Consider the following 15,680-nt stretch of genomic DNA (forward strand, 5'->3'; position numbering starts at 1 on the left):
CTACCCCCGAAGGAGACATGTGGAGACCTGGCCCGGATCTGCCTACCCGCTCGGCGCGACGTTCGACGGGAGCGGCACCAACTTCGCCCTGTTCAGCGAGGTCGCCGAACGCGTCGAGCTGTGCCTGATCGACGTCGACGCCGCCGGCGCGCGCACCGAGCAGAGGATCGAGCTCACCGAGGTCGACGCCTTCGTCTGGCACGCGTACCTGCCCGAGGTGCAGCCCGGGCAGGCCTACGGCTACCGCGTGCACGGGCCGTGGGACCCTGACCAGGGCCTGCGGTGCAACGCCAACAAGCTACTGCTCGACCCGTACGCGAAGGCAACGCTGGGTGAGATCAGCTGGGACCAGTCGCTCTTCGGCTACAACTTCGGCGACGAGGGCTCTCGCAACGACGAGGACTCGCTCGACCACACGATGCTCGGCGTCGTCATCAACCCGTACTTCGACTGGGAGGGCGACCGGCCGCCCGGCACGCCGTACTCGGAGACCGTGGTCTACGAGGCGCACGTCAAGGGCCTCACCGCGACCCACCCCGACGTGCCGGAGAACCTTCGCGGCACCTACGCCGGGCTTGCGCACGAGTCGGTCATCGAGCACCTCCAGAAGCTGGGCGTGACGGCGGTCGAGCTGATGCCGGTGCACCAGTTCGTGCACGACGACGTGCTGCTCCAGCGCGGGCTGCGCAACTACTGGGGCTACAACACGATCGGGTTCCTCGCGCCGCACGACGGCTACGCCAGCTCGCCGCTGCCGGGCCAGCAGGTGCAGGAGTTCAAGTCGATGGTCCGCACCCTGCACGGCGCCGGGATGGAGGTGATCCTCGACGTGGTCTACAACCACACCGCGGAGGGCAACCACCTCGGCCCGACGCTGAGCTTCCGGGGCATCGACAACCCGGCGTACTACCAGCTCGTCGGCGACGACCGGCAGTACTACATGGACTACACGGGCACCGGGAACTCGCTCAACGTCGGCCACCCGCACTCGTTGCAGCTGATCATGGACTCGTTGCGCTACTGGGTGACCGAGATGCACGTCGACGGCTTCCGTTTCGACCTGGCCTCCACGCTCGCCCGCGAGTTCTACGAGGTCGACCGGCTGGCGACCTTCTTCGAGCTCGTGCAGCAGGACCCGGTGGTCAGCCAGGTGAAGCTGATCGCGGAGCCGTGGGACGTCGGGCCCGGCGGCTACCAGGTGGGCAACTTCCCGCCGCAGTGGACGGAGTGGAACGGCGCCTACCGCGACACCGTCCGCGACTTCTGGCGCGGCGAGCCGAACCTCGGCGAGTTCGCCAGCAGGATCGCCGGCTCCTCCGACCTCTACGAGCACTCCGGACGCCGTCCAGTGGCGAGCATCAACTTCGTCACCGCGCACGACGGCTTCACGCTGCGCGACCTGGTCTCCTACGAGCAGAAGCACAACGAGGCCAACGGCGAGGACGGCCGGGACGGCGCCGACGACAACCGGTCCTGGAACCATGGTGTCGAGGGGCCGACCGACGACGCGGGGGTCAACCAGGCCCGCGCGCAGGACCAGCGCAACCTCCTGGCCACGCTGCTGCTGAGCCAGGGCGTCCCGATGGTGCTGCACGGCGACGAGCTCGGTCGCACCCAGCAGGGCAACAACAACACCTACGCCCAGGACTCGGACCTGAGCTGGATCGACTGGGACCGGGTGGACCGCCCCCTGGTCGAGTTCGTCTCCGAGCTGGCCCGGCTCCGTCGCGAGCACCCGTCGCTGCGCCGCAAGCGGTTCTTCACCGGCACCACCGTCCGCACCGGCGAGGGCGAGCGGCTCAACGACATCGTCTGGCTGCACCCGGAGGGGCGGCCGATGGAGGACGACGACTGGCACGGCGAGCACCGGACGCTGGGCATGTACCTCAACGGCGACGGCATCCAGGGCCGCGACCGGCGCGGCCAGCCGATCCGCGACGACCACTTCCTGCTGCTCTTCAACGGCGGCGACGCGATCAAGGTGTCCCTCCCCGAGGAGGAGTACGCCGCCCGCTGGCAGGTCGCCCTCGACACGACCGGCACCTGCGACACCGACGTCCCGATCGACGCCGGCTCCGTGTTCGACCTGCCGCACCGCAGCGTCGTCGTGCTGCGGCAGTGGCATGCCGAGGAGGACGAGGTCGACGCCAGCCCCGCCGCGTCCGTGGCGACGATGGCAGGCGAGGAATGACGCGGCACCGACGGTCGGACGGCGTCCCGACCAGCACCTATCGACTGCAGATCACCGAGGACTTCGACCTCGACGCGGCGCGCGAGGTGCTGCCCTACCTCGACGAGCTCGGCGTCGGGTGGATCTACCTCTCCCCCATCCTGGAGGCGCACCCGGGGAGCGACCACGGCTACGACGTCGTCGATCCCACCCGCGTCGACCCCGCGCGCGGTGGACCCGAGGCGCTGGCCCGGCTCTCGGAGGAGGCCCACCGGCGCGGCATGGGCATCGTCGTCGACATCGTGCCGAACCACCTCGGCGTCGAGACCCCCGTGGTGAACGGCGGCTGGTGGGACGTGCTGCAGCACGGGCAGGGGTCGCGGTTCGCAGCGGTGTTCGACGTCGACTGGGAGGCCGGCGACGGCAGGGTCCTGCTTCCGATCGTCGGCGACGACGACCTCGACGACGGCCGGATCCGCAACCTCGAGATCGTCGACGGGATGCTGGGCTACCACGACCACCGGTTCCCGCTGGCGCCCGGCACCGAGGGCATCGACGACCCGCAGGTCGCCCACGAGCGGCAGCACTACCGGCTGGTCGGCTGGAGGACCGCCGACGACCGGATGAACTACCGCCGGTTCTTCGCGGTCAACACCCTCGCCGGCGTCCGGATCGAGGACCGCGACGTCTTCGAGACCACCCACGCCGAGATCGGCCGCTGGTTCAGGGAAGGGCTCGTCGACGGCCTGCGCGTCGACCACCCCGACGGGCTGCGCCACCCGGCGGCGTACCTCTCCGACCTCGCCGAGCTCACCGGCGGCGCCTGGGTCGTCGTCGAGAAGATCCTCGAGCCCGGTGAGGAGCTGCCGGAGGGCTGGCTGACCGCCGGGACGACCGGCTACGACGCGCTCGGGGTGATCGACCGGGTGCTCGTCGACCCGGCGGGTGAGGAGCCGCTCGGCGAGCTCGAGGACCGGCTCCGGGGCGGGGTCCCCCCGTGGCCGGAGATGGTCCGGGACAACAAGCGCGAGGTCGCGGAGACCATCCTCAACGCCGAGGTGCGGCGGATCGCCCGCGAGCTCGCCCGCGAGCTCGCCGCGGAGCCCACCGACGACTGGCGCGCCGGCGTCGAGGCCGTGCTGATCGAGCTCCTGGCCGCGTTCCCCGTCTACCGCAGCTATCTTCCCGACGGCCGCGAGGAGCTGGAGAGCGCGGCAGAGGCGGTGCGCCGCGATCGGCCCGACCTGCAGCCGTGGCTGGACCTGGTGCTGCCCGTGCTCGGCGACCGGCTGCGAGCACCTGCCCTCCGGTTCCAGCAGACCAGCGGCATGGTCATGGCCAAGGGCGTCGAGGACCGCGCCTTCTACCGCTGGAGCCGGCTCACCTCGCTCAACGAGGTCGGCGCCGACCCCGACCAGTTCGCGCTGGGGCCGCAGGAGTTCCACGCGGCGATGGCCCGCCGGCAGGAGCGCACGCCGGCAGCGATGACCACGTTGAGCACCCACGACACCAAGCGCAGCGAGGACGTCCGCGCGCGGATCTCCGTGCTCGCCGAGGACCCCGAGTGGTGGGCGGGCACCGTCGACGCACTGCTCGAGGCCGCGCCCGCGCCCGACCCCGGGTTCGCCAACCTGCTCTGGCAGGCGGCCGTCGGCGCCTGGCCGATCTCCCGCGAGCGGCTGCACGCCTATGCCGAGAAGGCGATGCGGGAGGCCGGCGACCACACGACCTGGACCGACCCCGACCCGGTGTACGAGAAGCACGTGCACGCGCTCGTCGACGCGGCGTACGACGACGACGCGGTGCGGGCGCTCCTCGCCGCCGCCGCCGAGCGGGTGGCCGACGCGGGGTGGAGCAACGCCCTCTCGGCCAAGCTGCTGAGCCTGGCGGTGCCGGGCGTCCCGGACGTCTACCAGGGCAGTGCTGTGTGGGACCAGAGCCTGGTCGACCCGGACAACCGCCGGCCGGTCGACTTCGAGCAGCGGATGTCGCTGCTGGAGCAGGCACGCCCGGTCCGTCCGAGCGGGCTCGCCGATGACGGCCGGGCCAAGCTGCACGTCGTCCGCACGACGCTGCGCCTCCGGCGCGACCGGCCCGAGCTGTTCACCGACTACCGGCCCGTGGCCGCCACGGGCGCGGCCGCCGACCACGTGCTCGCCTTCGACCGCGGTGGTGTCGTCGCGGTCGTGACCCGGCTCCCCCTCGGTCTGGAGCGGTCCGGTGGCTGGCGCGACACCCGGCTCGAGCTTCCCGACGGCACCTGGCACGACCTGCTGACCGACCGACCGGCTGCGGCGGAGGTCGCGGACCTCCTCGCCGACCTGCCGGTCGCGCTCCTGGTGCGGGACGCGGGATGACGTTCGACGTGTGGGCGCCCCGGGCCTCCCGGGTCCGGTTGAACCTGGGCGAGGAGACGCTCCCGATGGAGCAGGCGCCGGGTGGCTGGTGGCGGATCGCGTCCCGTCAGGAGTCGGTGCCCGCCGGTACGCCGTACGGCTATCTCCTCGACGACGACCCGAAGCCGCTCCCCGACCCGCGGTCGCGGCGGCAGCCCGACGGCGTCCACGAGCGCTCGGCGACCTTCGACCCCGCCGCGTTCTCCTGGACCGACGGCGGCTGGACCGGCCGCCAGCTGGCCGGCGCCACGATCTACGAGCTCCACGTCGGCACGTTCACGCCCGCGGGCACCCTCGACGCCGTCGCGGAGCGGCTCGACCACCTGGCCTCGATCGGCGTCGGCTTCGTGGAGCTGATGCCGGTCAACGCGTTCAACGGCGAGCACGGATGGGGGTACGACGGCGTGCTGTGGTCGGCCGTGCACGAACCGTACGGCGGGCCGGAGGCCTACCAGCGGCTCGTCGACGCCTGCCACGCCGCGGGGATCGGCGTCATCCAGGACGTCGTCTACAACCACTTCGGACCCTCCGGCAACTACCTGCCCCGGTTCGCGCCGTACCTCAAGGAGGGCCGCAACACCTGGGGCGACCTGGTCAACCTCGATGGCGAGGGGTCCGCCGAGGTGCGCCGCTACATCCTCGACAACGCGCTGATGTGGCTGCGCGACTTCCACGTCGACGGCCTGCGCCTCGACGCCGTGCACGCCCTGGTCGACGACTCCGAGGAGCACCTGCTCGAGGAGATGGCCCGCGAGGTCGCTGCCCTGTCGGCTCACCTCAACCGACCGCTCACCCTGATCGCGGAGTCCGACCTCAACGACACCGGGATGGTCACCCCGCGCGAGGCCGGCGGCCGTGGCCTCGACGCCCAGTGGAGCGACGACTTCCACCACGCGGTCCATGTCGCACTGACCGGGGAGACCGACGGCTACTACGCGGACTTCGAGCCTCTCTCCGCCCTGGCCAAGGTGATCGACAGGGGGTTCTTCCACGACGGCACCTTCTCCAGCTTCCGCGACCGCCCGCACGGTCGCCCGGTCGACACCGAGCGGATGCCCGCCTGGCGGCTGGTCGTCTGCGCCCAGAACCACGACCAGGTCGGCAACCGGGCGCGCGGCGACCGCACCGCCGAGCACCTCGACCCGGACCGGCTCCTCTGCGGTGCGCTGCTCACGCTCGGCAGCCCGTTCACGCCGATGCTGTTCCAGGGCGAGGAGTGGGCGGCGTCGACGCCGTTCGCCTTCTTCACCTCCCATCCTGAGCCGGAGCTCGCCCGCGCGACCGCCGAGGGCCGGCTGGCGGAGTTCGAGAAGATGGGGTGGGACCCGGACCAGGTGCTCGACCCGCAGGACCTCACGACCTTCGAGGCCAGTCGGCTGCGGTGGGAGGAGTCGTCGACCGGCGACCACGCCCGGGTCCTCGACGGCTATCGAGCGCTCGCCCGGCTGCGCCAGGAGCACCCCGAGCTGACCGACCCGTCGTTCGGCAGCGCGACCGTCGACGAGGACGCGCGGCGCCTCACGATCGACCGCGGCCGGCTCGCGATCCACCTCAACCTGGGCGAGGAGGACTGGAGGGTCCCCGCGATCGAGGTGCTGTTCAGCACGACCGGGTCCGTGCCTGAGGAGGCCGGGCCGCTCTCGGTGAGGGTGCCTCCGGGATCAGCCGTCCTCGTCGCCCGCGACGAATTCGCGGGCGATCTCCCGTAGCTTCACGTTGCGGTCCTGAGAGAGCCGGGCCAGGAATGCGAACGCCCGCTCCTCGCTCAGCTGGTAGCGCTCCATGACCACGCCGACCGCCGCTCCGATCTCGTGCCGGGTCGCGATCGCCTGGCGGAGGTCGGAGACCTCGCGGGCGTACCCGATGGCGATGGCGGCCTGGTGGGAGAACAGCGCGGCGAGTGGACCCAGGTCCTCGAAGGCGCCGACGCGGTGGGAGTACAGGTTCAGGGCTCCCTGGAACCGTTGGGCGTCGAACAGCCCGATGCCCGCCTGCGCGCGCACACCGGCTGCCAGCGCCACCTTCGTGTAGTCGGGCCACCGCGGGTCGGCCGCGAGGTTCGACGAGACCACGTAGGCCTCGTCGGTCGCGGTCTCGTAGCACGGCCCCTGCTGCAGGTCGTACTGATGAGCGTCCAGTTCCATCAGCACGTCGTCGGTGGGGGCAAAGGTCTCGAGCCGGCCGTCTGTGTGACGGACGGTGATGCTGGCCATCGTGACGTCGGGCAGCACTTCGACGGCGGCCGCGGTGATGCGGCTCAGGGTCGACGCGAGGTCGCCCGGTGTCAGTGACTGCGCCAGGTGGCGCGCGTGGTGGAACAGATCCTCGTCCATCGGTGACCTCCTCGGGTGGCCGGTACCCCGCCGGGTCCCCACCATAGGCGGGGGTCACCGGCATCACTCGGATGGGCCGACCACAGCGCGAGTCCGCGGCTACGACCGGCGCAGACCGGCGCCCACCTCGTGCAGGTGGCGTAGCCCGATCGCGTAGGAACCGAGCAGGCTCGCCTCCGAGTAGGCGATGCCCCGGTCCTGACAGTGGCGTCGGACGACGGGCCGGGCGCGTCTGAGGTTGGGCCGGGGCATGCTCGGGAACAGGTGGTGCTCGATCTGGAGGTTGAGGCCGCCGAGTGCCACGTCGAGTGCCCGCCCGCCCCGGACGTTGCGGGACGTGAGCACCTGGCGGAGCAACGGGTCGGCGGCCTGCTCGGCCGTCAGCTCCGGCATGCCCTTGTGCGACGGGGCGAAGGAGCAGCCGAGGTAGACGCCGAACAGGGCCTGGTGGACGAGGAGGAACACCAGCGCCTGGGCCCAGGTCAGGGTGCTGACGAGCAGCGTGACGTAGAGCAGGGCGTGCACGACCAGCAGCAGCCCCTCGGTCCTCCGGTAGCGGAGCCCGGGCGCGAGCACGGCCCGCACGCTGGAGACGCGCAGGTTCAGCGCCTCCAGCGTCAGCATCGGGAAGAACAGGCCCGCCTGGTGCCGGGTCAGCCACGCGGCCACCCCGCGACGTGCGCCCGCCTGGCGCGACGCCCACACCAGCGCACCGGCAGCGACATCGGGGTCGGTGTCGAGGTCGTTGGGATGGGCGTGGTGAGCGTTGTGCTTCGACAGCCACCACCCGAAGCTGAGCCCGTTGAGCAGGTTGCCGGCGATCAGGCAGAGCACGGCGACCGTCCGGTTGTCATGGGTGATCTGACGATGGGCGGCGTCGTGGGAGAAGAAGGCGATCTGGGTCGAGACGACCGCGAATACGGGGGCCAGCAGGACCGCCCACCAGGTGTCGTGCAGCAGCACCAGCCCGGACACCACCGCAGCCAGTGCCGCCAGGTCGAGTAGCGCGACGAGGACGTAGTAGCCCGTCCGTGGGCGGAGAAGTCCTCGACCGCGGATCTCCCGGGCCAGCTCGCCGTAGCCGCCGCGGACGGGGGCGGTGATGGATCCTGTCGGTGACGTCGCCATGACGCCCACCTTCCGGTCTGCCCTTGCGGACTCGACGAGCCCGGCTCGACAGGATGGTTGCTCTCCACCGTACGCCCCCCGTCCGCATGCCGGTCGGGGCGCGGATCGGATCAGGGTGCGGCCAGGCGGACCGCAGGTAGCTGGAGGAGGCGTTTGGCCTCCCGCAACCCGCTGGCCATGGCTCCGTCGGCGTAACCGGCGCGCTCGCTCCCCGTGTGCTCGCCAGCGAAACCGATGCGCCCCACCGGGGCGGCCAGCGCATCGAAGTCGGCGTCGAACGCACCCGGGCGGATGTGGGCGTAAGCGCCGCGGGCGTGCTCGTCGTGAAGCCAGTCGGTGCTGGCAAGACCGGTCGGGGCGACCGGGAGCGGCTCGCCGTACACCGCCTCGAGCTGCTGGACCGCCCAGGCCAGCGGGTCCCGCCGCATGGTCGCCGCGGCGCTGTGGGCGACGAGGAACATCATCGTCGGCGAGAGCCCGAAGTCCCAGGTCCAGGTCGCCGCCTCGGTGCGGTCGGCGGGATAGACCACCGAGTGCTGGAGGCCGGGATCACGGTCCCGCCAGAACGGCTCGGGGAACGCGAGGAAGACCTTCTCCAGGGTGCCGAAGCCGGTGCGGTCGATGACGGCCTGCCGGTCCGGCGGCAGCGGCGGGACGAAGCCGACCCCGGCGTTCTTCAGCACGCCCAGCGACACAGTGACCACGGCGTGGCTCCCCGCCTCGGACCAGCCGTCGCCTACGACGGTCACCCCGTCGGGCGTCTGCTCGACCCGGCGCACTGGGGAGTCCAGCCGGATCGCCGACGCCGCTGCGAGCGGGGCCAGGATCGAGCGGAACCCCTGCACGGGGACGTTGTCGACGACGTCGCCGACGAACATGCCCTCGGTCAGCGCCCAGCGGGCCGAGATCTCGGCGAGGGGTCCCGCACCGTCCTGCTCGACCATCGCTGCCATCAGCTGGCGCAGCCGCGCCCGCTCGTCGTCGGGCAGCGGGCCCGCCGCCAGGTGGTCGTCGACCACCTCGGCCATGGACCGGTCCGGGCGTCCGGCCGCGAGGTCGGCCCGCACCTGGTCCGCGAGCGGCTCGAAGACGGCGTACCCGGCACCGGCGAGCTCCTCGGGGCGGAGCCTCCTGCCCTCGCCGAGGTCGGCGCCGGTGAACCGGGTGCCGGTCGGGTCGACGATCCACGGCACACCGGCCAGGTCGACCCAGTCCGCGAGGACGTTGTCGTCGGGGTGGTGGATCCACGCCCCGCCGAGGTCCGCCACGTGCCCGTCGACATCGACGGTGTGCAACCGCCCACCGATCCGGTCCCGCGCCTCCAGGACGACGCAGTCGATGCCCGCTGTGGTGAGCGCGTTCGCCACGGCGAGACCGGCGATCCCGGCGCCGACCACGACCACCCGCTCGACATCCCCCGGCAGTGCCTGCGGGATGGCGGTGGAACCGTCGTCGAAGAGGTCGTCGGGCACACCGAAGGGTCCCACGCCGGGTCCTCGCCCGCGAGCGGCTACGCCGCTACGGTGACGCCATGTCTTCGGCCGTCGACACCGTCGCCTCCTTCTACACCGCGATCGAGCAGGGCCGGCACGGCGACGCCCTGGCCGGCCTCCTCGCTCCGGACGCCGTCACGATCGAGCGCCCCAACGCGCTGGTGCCGGGCGGACGCGTCAGCGACCGCGCGGCGATGATCGCGGCCAGCTCGGCGGGCGCCGGGTTGCTCTCGAGCCAGCAGTACGACGTGCACTGGATCCAGGAGGTCGGCGACACCGTCGCCGTGCGGCTCACCTGGCGTGGCGTCGTCGCCCAGGACGCCGGCCCTTTCCTGACGGGCCAGGAGCTGGTCGCGCACATCGCCCAGTTCGTGCGGGTCCGCGACGGCCTGATCGCAGAGATCGAGACCTACGACTGCTACGAGCCGTTCGCGTCCTAGCGGTCCCCTTGAGGCGAGCAGGCACTCGACCCGCGTCGCCCAGCCCTGCGTAGCCCTGACACCACGAACGCTGGACCAGGCCTCGCTGCGGGGCTAGCGTGCGGAGGACCGTATCGCTGCGATCGGGCGCTGCTCAGCCACAAAGGGGTGGGGTCATGCTTCGTCGTCGTCTGTTGGTGTTCCCGGTCGTCGCAGCGCTCGCCTGGGCGGGCGCCGTGGCCGGAGGCGGACCAGGGCCGGCGTCTGCGTCCGGCCCGGCCACGAGGTCGGCGGGCCCGGCCGCTCAGGCACCGGCCAAGCCCGACAAGGTGGTCATCATCGTCGTCGACGCCCTCAGCAGGAGGATCGTCGAGAAGTACGACATGAAGAACGTCGAGCGACTGATGACCCGCGGCGTCGACACCCCCCGTGGCTACCTCGGTCACACCGGCGCCGTCACGGTCGTCACCCACAACGTGATCACGTCGGGCATGCTGCCGAAGAACATGGGGTGGACCAGCGAGGGCTTCCGCGACGTCGACGGCGTCCTCGGACCCGAGGGTGGCCTCTACATCTCGAGCAACTTCGGCTACAACGAGATGGCCGCGCTGCAGGAGCACGCAGGCTACCCGCACCTGTCGGACTACCTCGACGACTCCGGCAAGGTGTTCACGGTGAGCCCGAAGGGGTACGCCGCCTACGGACTGGCCGGGCCCGGGTCGCCCAACACCTCGGTCGTCACCTTCACCAGCGGTCCGACCTGCGAGGGTCAGCGCTACCGCATGCCGACCGGCGTGCCCGCGCCGCCCACGTACATCGGTGCGGAGTGCGGCTCCCGCTACCTGGTCGAGCGGGACAAGGGCTACGACACCCTGCAGTTCCCCGCCCAGCTCTACCCCGCCACCGACGACCGCTACGTCGTCGGCGACGAGCCGGCGCACCAGGGCGGTGACATCTGGGCGACCGACGCGGTGCTCGACATCATGGACCACGAGCAGGACGCCTGGAGCGGCATCTTCGTCAGCCTCCCGGGCGTCGACAAGGCGGCCCACATGTGGGGTGGCGTGCGCGACCCCGAAGCGGCGACGCCCGGCTACGACCCCATGACCCACATGAGGTACGCCGCCAGGACCGCCGACGCGCAGGTCGGCCGCATCATGACGGCGCTGCGGCAGAGCGGTGAGCTCGCCAGCACCCTGGTCGTCCTCACCGCCGACCACGGCTCGGTCGCGGCCGCGGAGGGGCACTGGCACGGCGACTTCGAGCCGGAGAACGACTACGGCTACTACAACTGGTACTACGGCGACGCGGAGAACGACGTCGCCTACGACCGCCCGCAGGAGGCGCTGCAGCCGCTCGTCGACACCGGGAAGATCGGGCTCACCTACAGCGACTCGATGCTGAGCGTGTGGCTCGACGACCGGTCCCGGGAGACGGTCGCGCAGGTCGCGTCCGTCATGGAGGACCTGCCCGACGTCACCGCGGTGTGGCGTCGTGACGGCTCGCACTACTTCCGGGTCTCCCCCGTCCGCCGCGACCGGATGACGACGCCCGGCGAGAGGAAGTGGTTCGACAACAAGGCGCAGGAGCTCCTCGACACCCAGGCCGTCGGCTACGGCCCGGACCTGGTCGCGACGTTGCCGGACGACACCACCTACTCGGTGCTGGGTGACCACGGCGGCATCCAGCGGGCCTCGCAGCGGATCCCGATCGTCTTCGGCGGGGCGGGCCTCGCCCCGACCGACCTCCGCGCCGAGGTGAGGTCGGTCGACATCATGCCGACGATCCTCAAGGCGCTGGGCATCAGGCCGGTCTACGCCATGGACGGGAAGGCCTACGCCCTGCCGCGGAGGAAGTAGCGGGCAGCCCGGCGCCGAGCCCGCCGGTCGGATCAGATGACGCCGAGGGCGAGCATCGCGTCGGCGACCTGGATGAACCCGGCGATGTTGGCGCCGGCGACGTAGTCGCCGGGCTTGCCGTACTCCTCGGCGGTCTCCAGGCACCGGTCGTGGATGGAGCGCATGATCTCCTCGAGCCGCTCCTCGGTGTGCGCGAACGTCCACGAGTCGCGGGAGGCGTTCTGCTGCATCTCCAGCGCGCTCGTCGCCACGCCGCCGGCGTTCGCGGCCTTGCCCGGCGCGAACATGACACCGCTTTCGGCGAACACCGCGGTCGCCAGCGGCGTGCAGGGCATGTTGGCGCCCTCCGCGACCAGCTCGCAGCCGTTCCCCACGAGCGTCCGCGCCTCCGCGCCGTCCAGCTCGTTCTGGGTGGCGCACGGCAGAGCGACGTCGCACGGCACGTCCCAGACCGACGCGCCGTCGGAGAAGACGGCGCTCTCACGCAGGTCGGCGTACTCCGTCAGCCGCGCCCGGCGTACCTCCTTGACCTCCTTGAGTACCTCGAGGTCGATGCCCTTCTCGTCGACGATGTACCCGGAGGAGTCCGAGCACGCGACCACGACACCGCCGAGCTGTTGCACCTTCTCGATCGCGTACGTCGCGACGTTGCCGGAGCCGGAGACCACGACTCGCTGGCCGTCGAAGGACCTTCCCCTCGACCGCAGCATCTCGTGGGCGAAGAACACCGTCCCGTAGCCGGTGGCCTCGCGTCGCACCTGCGCCCCTCCCCAGGTCAGCCCCTTGCCGGTGAGCACACCGGACTCGTAGCGGTTCGTGATCCGCTTGTACTGGCCGAACAGGTAGCCGATCTCGCGGCCGCCGACTCCGATGTCGCCCGCCGGCACATCGGTGTACTCACCGATGTGTCGATAGAGCTCGGTCATGAATGCTTGGCAGAACCGCATCACCTCCGCGTCCGACCGGCCCTTGGGATCGAAGTCGCTGCCGCCCTTGGCCCCGCCGATCGGCAGTCCGGTGAGGGAGTTCTTGAAGATCTGCTCGAACCCGAGGAACTTGACGATTCCGAGATAGACCGACGGGTGGAAGCGGAGGCCGCCCTTGTAGGGGCCGAGCGCTGAGTTGAACTCGACGCGGAAGCCGCGGTTGATCTGCACCGCCCCGCTGTCGTCGACCCACGGCACCCGGAAGATGATCTGGCGCTCCGGCTCGCACAGCCGGCGGATGACGGCGGAGTCCGTGTACTCCGGGTGCTTGGCCACCACCGGGCCGAGGCTCTCCAGCACTTCGCGGACCGCCTGGTGGAACTCGGCCTCGCCGGCGTTGCGGTGCAACACCTCGTCGTAGATGTCCACCAGCTTCTCGTCCAACCCGCTCACTCGGGCACGCTCCTTCCACGTCGTCCGGGGCCTGGTACCCAGATCGGCGGGCCGCACCGAGCGGGCCGAACAGGAGCGCGTCAGGATGGGGGCGTGACCGACACGCCCCTGCCGCACCCGGCCACCGGCACGCTCTTCGTCTCCCCCGTGCCGCCGGGCACCGGCTGGCCGGGTGACCCGGCGACGCCAGAGACGCCGGTGGCCAGAACGGCGGCGCAGGTACGACGGCTCGCGCGCGACACCGGTCTCGACGAGCTCGATGCCCGCGTCAGCGTGTGCCGCGCGTGTCCGCGGCTGGTCCGCTGGCGGGAGCAGGTGGCGCACGCCAAGCGCGCGTCGTACGCCGACGAGCCCTACTGGGGACGCCCGGTCCCCGGGCTCGGCCCGCCCGACGCGCCGATCCTGGTCGTCGGCCTCGCACCCGCGGCCAACGGCGCGAACCGCACCGGCCGGCTGTTCACCGGCGACCGCAGCGGCGACTGGCTGTTCGCGTCCCTGCACCGGGTCGGCCTGGCCACCCAGGGGACGAGCGTCCACGCCGACGACGGCCTCGAGCTCGTCGACACCCGGATGGTCGCCACCGTCCGCTGCGCGCCCCCGGACAACAAGCCCACGAACACCGAACGCGACACCTGCGCGCCCTGGATCGAGGCGGAGCTCCGGCTGCTCGCCGAGCACGTGCGGGTGGCGGTGGCGCTCGGTGGCTTCGGGTGGGACGCGACGCTGCGTACCTACGCCGCTATCGGCTGGCAGGTCCCGCGGCCCAAGCCCCGGTTCGGACACGGCGCCGAGGCAGTCCTCACCGACGGCACCCGCACCATCATGCTGCTCGGCTGCTTCCATCCCAGCCAGCAGAACACCTTCACCGGCCGGCTCACCGAGTCCATGCTCGACGACGTGCTCGGCAGGGCTGCGGCGCTGGGTCGGACGGCCCGCGACTGACGGACCGGAGGCATCACCGCCGCCGTCGGAACTGATCCGAATGTCTGCCTCGTCCGGGTATGAGCCGGTCGACGTCGGGCATTGCGACGGAACTGGCCCCTTGGGACACAGGGAGCCAGCCGCCCATGCTGCGCAGAGGGACCGCGATGTCGACGACCAGCAGCGCCCGGACCCGACCACGGTCGCACGCCCCCCGGCGGCTCCCGCGGCACCGACCACGCAGAGATGTCGCGGGAGTGGCGACATGAGCGACCGGAGCATCGACCGGATGTCCGAGCTGATGGTGGACGGTCTCGCCACGTACCGGCTGGTGAAGCTGGTGCGGGACGACCGGATCACGGAGCCCGTCAGGGAGAGCGTGATCGAACGGCAAGGGCCACCCGAGAAGTCCAAGATTTCGTACCTCCTGAACTGCCCCTGGTGCCTCTCGATCTACTTCGGCGTCGCGCTCACGCTCGGACGCCGTAGGTTCCCTGCCACCACGGGTGCGATCGCCCGGTCACTCGCGCTCTCCGCGATGACCGGCATCGCCACCACCCGGCTCGACGGCTGAACACCGGCCGGGGCGTTGCCGGGCGGCGAACGGGGTACCTGCTCCCGCACATCACCCCGGCGTCAGGAAATGTGCGCCACGCTGAACGAGCAGTGAAGGCACGGTCATGACCCAACGCACCGAAGAGCGACCGCCCATCACCGAGGCCGACGACACCCGCGACCGCAGGGCCGTCGCGGAGCCGACGGACACGCCCGACTCCCACACCCGCACCCCGAAGCCGGAGCCCGCTCCGCCGTACCTGCCCGGCTACTACCTCGGCTGAGGGGCACCGGAGCCTTCGGTGACGAGCCTCGCAGACCAGGACACCCAGCAGCTCGGCGGACGCTGGAGCATCCTCGCCCGCCAGAAGCAGGACCACGTGCGGCTCGCCCGGCTTCTCGACGAGCTCGCCGCGACGGAGCCCGGTGGCCAGCAGGACCGGGTGCTGCACAAGATCGCGCGCTTGGTCTTCCCGCACGCCTTCGCCGAGGAGTCGGTGCTCTGGCCCGAGATCCGGCGCCGGCTGCCGGACGGTCACGGCCTCACCTGCCAGGTCGAGCAGGAGCACCAGGAGGTCAACCAGCTGTGGACCGCCCTCGAGGACTCCCCCTCCCCGGACCGCCGCCGGCAGATCATCGACCGGCTGATCGCCGTGCTCCGTGAGGACGTCCGGGACGAGGAAGACGTGTTGCTCCCGCGGCTCCAGGAAGCCGTGAGCGTCCGACGGCTCCGCAGGCTGGGCATCGCCTGGGAGGTCGTACGGCGAATCGCCCCCGACCGTCCCCACCCCGTCGTGTCGCGACGCCCACCCGGCAACGCCCTGGCCGCCCTGCCGCTGACGCTGCTCGACCACGGCCGCGACGTGCTCGACGCGACGGCCCGGCACTCACCGCGCCTCGCACCCCGCGCCAGGTCCGCGAGCCGGGCCCTCGCCCGCGCCGCCGGGCGCGTGGAGCGCTTCGGCGTGCTGCGCATCGGCGAGCACCCCTACACCGCGGTGAGCCCGGAGCGCTGAGCGCCCGTAGC

The 15,680-nt window shown here is 71.6% G+C and carries 13 protein-coding genes; 9 read left to right on the forward strand and 4 right to left on the reverse strand.

From position 1 onward, the window contains the following. The first annotated feature begins 19 nt into the window (after window positions 1–19). The 3 genes from glgX to treZ are packed head-to-tail and all read left to right on the forward strand — an operon-like array spanning window position 20 to window position 6,275. Window positions 20–2,191, forward strand: a complete 2,172-nt coding sequence (gene glgX, locus DJ010_RS00750) for a glycogen debranching protein GlgX (protein ID WP_109691724.1) — start codon at window positions 20–22, stop codon at window positions 2,189–2,191. Continuing rightward, window positions 2,188–4,527, forward strand: a complete 2,340-nt coding sequence (treY, locus tag DJ010_RS00755) for a malto-oligosyltrehalose synthase (protein WP_109691725.1) — start codon at window positions 2,188–2,190, stop codon at window positions 4,525–4,527. Before glgX ends, treY begins: the two co-directional genes overlap by 4 nt. Next, on the forward strand, window positions 4,524–6,275 hold the full coding sequence (gene treZ / locus DJ010_RS00760) for a malto-oligosyltrehalose trehalohydrolase (RefSeq protein ID WP_109691726.1): 1,752 nt from the start codon (window positions 4,524–4,526) through the stop codon (window positions 6,273–6,275). The genes treY and treZ overlap by 4 nt, the downstream gene beginning before the upstream one ends. Here treZ and DJ010_RS00765 read toward each other — a convergent pair. The 3 genes from DJ010_RS00765 to DJ010_RS00775 all read right to left on the reverse strand — a co-directional run bounded on the left by DJ010_RS00765 (window position 6,228) and on the right by DJ010_RS00775 (window position 9,514). Beyond that, window positions 6,228–6,899, reverse strand: a complete 672-nt coding sequence (locus DJ010_RS00765; RefSeq protein WP_158282876.1) for an ANTAR domain-containing protein — start codon at window positions 6,897–6,899, stop codon at window positions 6,228–6,230. The two genes, treZ and DJ010_RS00765, sit on opposite strands and share 48 nt — an antisense overlap. Before the next feature lie 99 nt (window positions 6,900–6,998). Then, a complete protein-coding gene (locus DJ010_RS00770; protein WP_109691728.1) occupies window positions 6,999–8,027 on the reverse strand; it encodes a fatty acid desaturase family protein in 1,029 nt (342 codons plus the stop codon). 110 nt (window positions 8,028–8,137) lie between these two features. Then, window positions 8,138–9,514, reverse strand: a complete 1,377-nt coding sequence (locus tag DJ010_RS00775) for a flavin monoamine oxidase family protein (RefSeq protein WP_109691729.1) — start codon at window positions 9,512–9,514, stop codon at window positions 8,138–8,140. Window positions 9,515–9,558: 44 nt separating this feature from the next. On the opposite strand from DJ010_RS00775, the gene DJ010_RS00780 reads away from it, so the two are divergent. Both DJ010_RS00780 and DJ010_RS00785 read left to right on the forward strand, forming a co-directional pair. Then, window positions 9,559–9,960, forward strand: a complete 402-nt coding sequence (locus DJ010_RS00780; protein WP_109691730.1) for a nuclear transport factor 2 family protein — start codon at window positions 9,559–9,561, stop codon at window positions 9,958–9,960. A gap of 155 nt (window positions 9,961–10,115) precedes the next feature. Further along, window positions 10,116–11,798, forward strand: coding sequence for an alkaline phosphatase family protein (locus DJ010_RS00785; RefSeq protein ID WP_109691731.1), 1,683 nt, complete (start codon window positions 10,116–10,118; stop codon window positions 11,796–11,798). Between the two features lie 32 nt (window positions 11,799–11,830). On the opposite strand, the gene gdhA is transcribed toward DJ010_RS00785, so the two are convergent. Next, window positions 11,831–13,168, reverse strand: a complete 1,338-nt coding sequence (gdhA, locus tag DJ010_RS00790) for an NADP-specific glutamate dehydrogenase (protein ID WP_211318648.1) — start codon at window positions 13,166–13,168, stop codon at window positions 11,831–11,833. Between the two features lie 102 nt (window positions 13,169–13,270). Here gdhA and DJ010_RS00795 point away from each other — a divergent pair, with 102 nt between their 5' ends. The 4 genes from DJ010_RS00795 to DJ010_RS00805 all read left to right on the forward strand — a co-directional run bounded on the left by DJ010_RS00795 (window position 13,271) and on the right by DJ010_RS00805 (window position 15,669). Continuing rightward, entirely contained in the window at window positions 13,271–14,119 is an 849-nt protein-coding gene (locus tag DJ010_RS00795; protein WP_109691733.1) for a uracil-DNA glycosylase, read from the forward strand. Between the two features lie 244 nt (window positions 14,120–14,363). After that, window positions 14,364–14,672, forward strand: coding sequence for a DUF1360 domain-containing protein (locus DJ010_RS21890; protein WP_158282877.1), 309 nt, complete (start codon window positions 14,364–14,366; stop codon window positions 14,670–14,672). 106 nt (window positions 14,673–14,778) lie between these two features. Next, window positions 14,779–14,937: a hypothetical protein gene (locus DJ010_RS21895; protein ID WP_158282878.1), complete on the forward strand. Its 159-nt coding sequence runs from the start codon at window positions 14,779–14,781 to the stop codon at window positions 14,935–14,937. A gap of 18 nt (window positions 14,938–14,955) precedes the next feature. Further along, a complete protein-coding gene (locus tag DJ010_RS00805; protein WP_109691735.1) occupies window positions 14,956–15,669 on the forward strand; it encodes a hemerythrin domain-containing protein in 714 nt (237 codons plus the stop codon). Window positions 15,670–15,680 lie beyond the last annotated feature (11 nt).

Origin of the sequence: Nocardioides silvaticus (genome assembly GCF_003160695.1) — a bacterium.
Classification (GTDB): Bacteria; Actinomycetota; Actinomycetes; order Propionibacteriales; family Nocardioidaceae; genus Nocardioides; species Nocardioides silvaticus.

Bases quoted from the DNA above. Each gene is read 5' to 3' on its own strand.
- treY (WP_109691725.1), top strand. From the start codon at position 2,188: ATGACGCGGCACCGACGGTCGGACGGCGTCCCGACCAGCACCTATCGA.
- treZ (WP_109691726.1), top strand. From the start codon at position 4,524: ATGACGTTCGACGTGTGGGCGCCCCGGGCCTCCCGGGTCCGGTTGAAC.
- DJ010_RS00765 (WP_158282876.1), bottom strand. From the start codon at position 6,899: ATGGACGAGGATCTGTTCCACCACGCGCGCCACCTGGCGCAGTCACTG.
- DJ010_RS00770 (WP_109691728.1), bottom strand. From the start codon at position 8,027: ATGGCGACGTCACCGACAGGATCCATCACCGCCCCCGTCCGCGGCGGC.
- DJ010_RS00780 (WP_109691730.1), top strand. From the start codon at position 9,559: ATGTCTTCGGCCGTCGACACCGTCGCCTCCTTCTACACCGCGATCGAG.
- DJ010_RS00785 (WP_109691731.1), top strand. From the start codon at position 10,116: ATGCTTCGTCGTCGTCTGTTGGTGTTCCCGGTCGTCGCAGCGCTCGCC.
- DJ010_RS21890 (WP_158282877.1), top strand. From the start codon at position 14,364: ATGAGCGACCGGAGCATCGACCGGATGTCCGAGCTGATGGTGGACGGT.
- DJ010_RS21895 (WP_158282878.1), top strand. From the start codon at position 14,779: ATGACCCAACGCACCGAAGAGCGACCGCCCATCACCGAGGCCGACGAC.